The following is a 5,697-nucleotide window of genomic DNA, read 5'->3' as shown; positions in this document are numbered from 1 at the left end:
GGAGGGGGAGGCGGAGGGGGCTCCGGTCCCGTGCTACCGCCCCCGCCTGAGGGACTCACACCGGACGAGGCGATCGATGCCGTCCCCGTGGACGGCGCACCGCCGGCACCCGCGGCGCCCAGCACGGCCCAGCTCGTGGAACAGGCCATGGCCTCCAGCGGCTTCCCCGTTCCCACGGTCCACACCGCACCAGACGGGAAGACCTACGTGCGCGTACGGACGTCACTCTGGGTGGACGGCTTCGACGTCGTGCAGACCGAGCCGGTGAGCGCGGGTGACCAGACGGTTCAGGCGAGGGCCGAACCCGTATCGGTCACGTGGAACCTCGGTGAGAAGCAGCTCGTCTGCAAGACCGCCGGCTCCAAGGACGGGAAGAACTGCAACTACAGCTACCAGAGGTCTTCCGCAGGGCAGCCGGGCGGGAAGTATCAGATCACCGCAACCGTCACGTGGCACGCCACGTGGACCTGTGAAGGCGCCGAATGCGACTCCCCCGGCGGCGTCCTCGGGAACCAGACGAGCACGTCGCTGCCGACCCCGCTCGTCGTGGGTGAGATCCAGACCAACACGGGCCAGTGACGGCGCGTGAACACCGGCTGCCCGGGTTCGTCGAACTGGAGGAGTTAGGGAGCGGGGCCCAGGGCGAGGTAGTGCTCGCCCGGCACGAGTCGGGCGGTGTGCCGGTCGCGATCAAGTACCTCGCTCCCGGGATGCTGGGCGACCCGGCTGCGCGGAACACGTTCCGCGCGGAAGCCCAGATGCTCAAACGGGTGACCAGCCCGCATGTGGCGCGGTTACTGGACTACCTGGAGTCGCCCTGGGGCGCGGCGATCGTCCTGGAAGCGGTCGCCGGACGCCCACTCCGCAAGGTGCTGGACGAGCACGAGGGAGCACTGGCCCCGGAAGCCGCACTGAGCATCTTGAAGGGCTCCCTTCTCGGGCTGGCGGCAGCGCACGCGGCCGGGGTCGTCCACCGCGACTACAAGCCGGGGAACGTCCTCGTCCAGGACGGCGGACAAAGCAAACTGATCGACTTCGGAGTCGCCGTCCTCACCGGCCACGGCGGCGGCATAGGCGGAACCCCCGCCTATATGGCACCCGAGCAATGGGTAGGCGCCCCCGCCACACCCGCCACCGACCTCTATGCCGCAACCTGCGTCTTCGTAGAGTGCATCAGCGGCGAGAAGCCCTTCCGAGGGACGACTCTGGACGCGCTGAAGGCGGAGCACACCAATGCGCCGCCACCTCTTGAACGAGTACCCGAGGCGCTGCGTCCGCTGGTCGAACGAGGCATGGCCAAGACCCCGGCTGACCGAATCTGGGACGCCCAGCAGTTCGTCAGCGAACTGGAGGCCATCGCCGTCCGCACATACGGACCCGACTGGGAACGACGCGGCCTCCTCACCCTCGGCGCCGTCGCCGCAACCGTGGTGACCGCCGTCCCTCTCGCCATGCTCGGGGGCGCGCTGCTCACCCCTGGGGCGTCCGCCACGGCGACGGGAACCATCGGTTCCGGCGCGCTCGGCTATACCCAGGGCGCCGCGACGGCCGACTTCATGGGCACGTCCGTGTCCAAAGGGTTCCTGGCGAAGGTCGGCGGGACGAAGGGGGCCGCGGCAATCGGCACGGCCGGGGTCGGCGCCGTGATCGCCGCATGGGTTCTATGGCCCTCGGGACCCGGTGTCGGCGGAGAAAGCCGCGGCGGAATCCACGCCTACTTCACCCGGCCCGGAGCCCTGACCGGGCAGCCGCACATGCCCGCGTCCGATACGCCGTACATGGATCTGCTCATGACCGTCACTCCGGCCCGGGTAAGGCCAGGGACGAATCTGCGGCTGGTACAGCAGTTCCGGGCCCGTACGCCAGCCGGTGCGAAGTATCTGCCGGGCGGCCGGCGCCAGTGCTTCGGGGAGGACGCGGAGCGGAACGACACGGTGAACAATTACGGGTTCGGCTGGTACGAGAGCGACGCCCCGTCCGACGACTCCTTCGGGGCGTTCCTGGCGTTCTACCGTGTCCCCCCGGCAAAACCGAAGGAGCTGCCAACGGGCCCGGGAGCAATATTCGTCCAGGCGAAGAGCAAGAAGAGCGATGAAGCGCAACCGTACGTAGAAGCGGACTGCGCGTACCAGAGCAAGTGGACTCAGACCTTCAACCTCCGGGTGCCGGGCGCGGACGTCCTGGCCCCGGGTACCTACCTGGTGACGACCTTCGCCCCGATGCAGATCACCGGCAAGCGCGACGGAGTCTCACAGGAGGCAATGGGCACGGTGAACGAAGGCTCCGCCCCAATCATCGAGGTCCTAAAGGACTAACGGACAACCTACCGCCGGCCGACACACCGCCTGACCTTCCTCTCACCCTGGCCGCTTCCGCGCGCTCGTTGTCGACTTCAAGCAGTCCAGGTGTGTGCCACCTGGCACGGTAAGACTTCAGTGCCTGATGCGTCAGTTGCGCCGCAGTTTGTGCTGCACTCTTGGCTGCACCTTCTGCTGTACAGTGGACTGCATGAGTGTTCGTAAGAGTGTCCCGATGGGGCCTGAGGACATCACCACTCTGAAGCGAATGCACGCTTCAGAGAGCCCCGAGCGCCAGGCGCTGGCTCAACTCACCGGTCACGAACTGAACGACAGTGCTTCCGACGCGGAGATCCTCTCCGCGTTGATCCGCGCTGGCCGGGAAGCCGTCACCGAACGGATGGCGGCCACCGGGTACGCGGCCTGGGCAGCCGAGATGGACGACGAGGACCGCGCGTACCGCAGGGCCCGCCGCGGCTGGGACCGTGGCGACGAAGCAGGTCGGACGGGAGAGTGAACGCGGCCCCCCACATCATCCCCGTCCGCGGTCGGGTCTATCGCGCCGATCTCGGTTTCGGGCTCAAGCCCTGGCTCGTGGTCTCCAACAACGCGCGCAACAACGTCATTGATGATTGCCTGGTCGCGAGGATCACGACCACTCGCCGCGACCTGCCGTCCTGGGCTCCCCTGGCCGCTGGTGACCCGCTCGCCGGATACGTCAACTGTGACGACCTCGGCCCCTTGTACCGAGACCAGATCGTCGCCGATCTGGGGGCCCTGTCAATGCGCACCATGATGGAGGTCGGCCGAGCACTGCGGCATGCTTTGGCGCTTTGACCGCACTCGCAGGGCTCATAGGACGCCAAGCGCTCCAGCCGGGTTACGACCTGAGTGAAGCCGACAGTGTCAGGCTTACGGAGTCCTGCACGTCATCGCAGGTCGCCGTCAGGAAGGCCGTCGTGCCCACTTGACGCCTCGGCGGGCCCGCACTCGAATTCTTCGCGTTGCACGGTCGTTCGGGAACGGCGGTTCGCCGTTCAGCGCGGCTTCGAGCGCTTCCGGCGAAGATGCCCAGATGAGGAGGCGCCCCGAGGCGCGCCACATGTCTCGGTCTCTCGACACCTCCCAGGCTGGGTAGCGTGCCCGCAGCACGGCGAGCGAGTCGTCCTCGTTCATGCGGGGCCGTCCGGGAGCAGAGCCCACACCGCTTTACCGCCGCCCCCGACCGGTTGGGCGCCCCACTCCTTGACGAGTGCGCCCATCATCGCCAGCCCGCGGCCGCCCTCGCTCAGCAGATCCGCCGGCTCCACCTTCGGGAGGACGTCGCAGGAGTCGAACACCTCGATGACCGTCCCCTCGTCGGCTTGGATGATGCGTACGGTCGCGGTGGTGCTCGCTGTATGCCGCAGGACGTTCGTCACGAGTTCCGACACCACGACCTTCGCGACATAGACGTCCTGCCCAAGCCGCCGGAGCACCTCCTCCACCCAGTCTCGTGCCACCTTGATCGACTCGGCGTGAACCGGCACGACGATCTGCGCAGGGCCTTCCATAAACGATCACCTCCGAACTTTCGTAACTCCCCGCACAGAATCCACTCCAGCACGTAACGTGGCCACGAAAGAACGACAACACACGCATGCCGGTGCCAGGTGGTGTGAGCCGGTATCAAGGAGGTGCGCCAGTGGCTGCGCGCAGACCAACGCGTCAGACGATCGCCTTCGGCCAGGAAGTGATCCGCCTTCGCACCGAGGCGTCCTTGTCACGGCTGGACCTGGCCGAACGCGCTGCGGTGAGCCGCAGCTACATCGCTCAAGTCGAGAATGGGACGACCCGCTGCAGGAGGGACTTCGCTGTAAGACTGGACAAGGCGCTCGGCACCGACACCACGCTCGCCGACGGCTGGGACGACATCGTCAAATCGAGCGCCTACCCAAGGTTCTTCGCCGACTTCCCCGAGGCGGAAGCTTCGGCCGCTTTCCTCCGGGCGTTCGAGAACACCCTCGTCTACGGCCTTCTACAGAACGAGGACTACGCTCGGGCGCTCCTGAAGGACGACGAAGCAGTAGCTGCACGCATGCGCCGACAGTCGATCCTCAGCGGTGACGACCCGCCCACACTGTGCGTGGTGTTGGATGAAAGCGTTCTACACCGGCTCGTTGGAGGACCTGAGGTGATGCGAAGCCAATGCGAGCATCTCCTGGCCGTGTCGATGCTGGAGCATGTCAAGCTCCAGATCGCACCGGTTGCCTACTACCCCGGCGTCCATGCTCCGTTCACGATAGCCACCCAGGAGAACGGCGATCGGATCGTATACCTGGCGACGCTGAACGGGGGGCACACATCGAGCGATCCGGCCGATACGCTCTATGCGTGCAAGGCGTTTGCCGCCCTTCAGGGGCACGCTCATTCGGTGACAGAATCCCGAATCCTCATTCGAAAGGTCATGGAAGAAAAATGGAGTTGAGTTGGAAAAAGTCCAGTCATAGCGACAATCTCGGTGGCAACTGCGTGGAACTGGCATCGCTCGCCGGAGGGGTCGGCGTGCGGGACTCGAAGAACCCGGACGGGCCGCGACTTCACCTCGCTCCGGCCACGTTCCGGGCACTCCTGACCGTCCTCAAGGAGCGTTGAGCGCCGCTCCCGTCCCCTCGGAACGTCGGAGTCCTGCTACTTCGTACGAAAGGTTATGGACCTGTGGACGATGTGACTTGGCGAAAGGCCCGACGGAGCAACGACCAGGGCGGTGCTTGCGTCGAGGTTGGTGCGTTGCCAGACGGCGTGGGCGTGCGGGACTCCAAGGACCCCGACGGGCCGCACCTCGTCCTCGCCCCAACCGCCTTCCGCGCACTCCTGATCGACCTCAAGCAGCGCTGACCACCACTCCAGCCACGTCAAAGCGTCAACGACCCCGCGACTTCGCATGAAAGGCGATGGACCGATGGACGATGCGACCTGGCGCAAGGCACGGCGCAGCAACGATCAAGGCGGCGACTGCGTCGAAGTTGGCGCGCTGCTAGCCGGGGTGGGCGTACGGGACTCCAAGGACCCGAACGGGCCGCACCTCGTTCTCGACGCGACCGCCTTCCGTGTGCTCCTCGCCGACCTCAAGCGACGCTGACCACCACTCCACGCCACGTCGGAGCGTCAGCGGCTCCATTACTACTCCCCTCCGTTCTCCAGCAGCGCGGACGGCTGTTACCTGGCGCGCCAGGCCCGCGCTGGGCGACGGGGCCATCGCCGAGCCGGTGAAAGCCGTCGCTTACGGGATATGGGCGGCTGAGAGATGGCAGGCGAGGAACACGCTCATCGGGCCGCGCGACGCGGGCGGGACCGTGGTGGCGACGCGGATGTGATGGATGGCTGACGCGTCCCCGACAACAGCCCCTCCGCCGTGGTC

General features: G+C 66.6%; 9 protein-coding genes. 8 read left to right on the top strand and 1 reads right to left on the bottom strand.

Annotated features, from left to right (window positions below):
- The 4 genes from E1200_RS30660 to E1200_RS30645 all read left to right on the top strand — a co-directional run.
- The coding region (locus E1200_RS30660) for a hypothetical protein (RefSeq protein WP_207933625.1) at positions 1-579 on the top strand (579 nt) is incomplete at its 5' end.
- A complete protein-coding gene (locus tag E1200_RS30655) occupies positions 576-2,315 on the top strand; it encodes a serine/threonine-protein kinase (protein WP_131955685.1) in 1,740 nt (579 codons plus the stop codon). The genes E1200_RS30660 and E1200_RS30655, both read left to right, overlap by 4 nt.
- Positions 2,316-2,508: 193 nt before the next feature.
- Positions 2,509-2,814 (top strand): molecular chaperone GrpE, encoded by a 306-nt coding sequence (locus tag E1200_RS30650; RefSeq protein WP_131955683.1) that lies wholly within the window; start codon positions 2,509-2,511, stop codon positions 2,812-2,814.
- Positions 2,811-3,134, top strand: a complete 324-nt coding sequence (locus E1200_RS30645; protein ID WP_207933624.1) for a type II toxin-antitoxin system PemK/MazF family toxin — start codon at positions 2,811-2,813, stop codon at positions 3,132-3,134. Before E1200_RS30650 ends, E1200_RS30645 begins: the two co-directional genes overlap by 4 nt.
- 335 nt (positions 3,135-3,469) lie before the next feature.
- On the opposite strand, the gene E1200_RS30640 is transcribed toward E1200_RS30645, so the two are convergent.
- Positions 3,470-3,850, bottom strand: a complete 381-nt coding sequence (locus tag E1200_RS30640) for an ATP-binding protein (RefSeq protein WP_131955681.1) — start codon at positions 3,848-3,850, stop codon at positions 3,470-3,472.
- A 131-nt stretch (positions 3,851-3,981) separates the two neighbouring features.
- Between E1200_RS30640 and E1200_RS30635 the strand changes: the two genes are divergently transcribed.
- The 4 genes from E1200_RS30635 to E1200_RS30620 all read left to right on the top strand — a co-directional run bounded on the left by E1200_RS30635 (position 3,982) and on the right by E1200_RS30620 (position 5,418).
- Positions 3,982-4,764 carry a helix-turn-helix transcriptional regulator gene (locus E1200_RS30635; RefSeq protein WP_165950529.1) on the top strand — a complete coding sequence of 261 codons (783 nt, stop codon included), beginning with the start codon at positions 3,982-3,984 and terminating at the stop codon, positions 4,762-4,764.
- Positions 4,755-4,931, top strand: coding sequence for a DUF397 domain-containing protein (locus E1200_RS30630; RefSeq protein ID WP_131955677.1), 177 nt, complete (start codon positions 4,755-4,757; stop codon positions 4,929-4,931). Before E1200_RS30635 ends, E1200_RS30630 begins: the two co-directional genes overlap by 10 nt.
- Positions 4,932-4,994: 63 nt before the next feature.
- A complete protein-coding gene (locus E1200_RS30625; protein ID WP_131955675.1) occupies positions 4,995-5,174 on the top strand; it encodes a DUF397 domain-containing protein in 180 nt (59 codons plus the stop codon).
- A 64-nt stretch (positions 5,175-5,238) separates the two neighbouring features.
- The gene (locus tag E1200_RS30620) at positions 5,239-5,418 is read left to right on the top strand and encodes a DUF397 domain-containing protein (protein ID WP_131955673.1); all 180 of its coding nucleotides are present in this window, start codon (positions 5,239-5,241) and stop codon (positions 5,416-5,418) included.
- Positions 5,419-5,697 lie beyond the last annotated feature (279 nt).

The sequence above is a fragment of the Actinomadura sp. GC306 genome, from assembly GCF_004348665.1.
Classification (GTDB): domain Bacteria; phylum Actinomycetota; class Actinomycetes; order Streptosporangiales; family Streptosporangiaceae; genus Spirillospora.
This window is presented reverse-complemented; position numbering and strand designations above follow the sequence as displayed.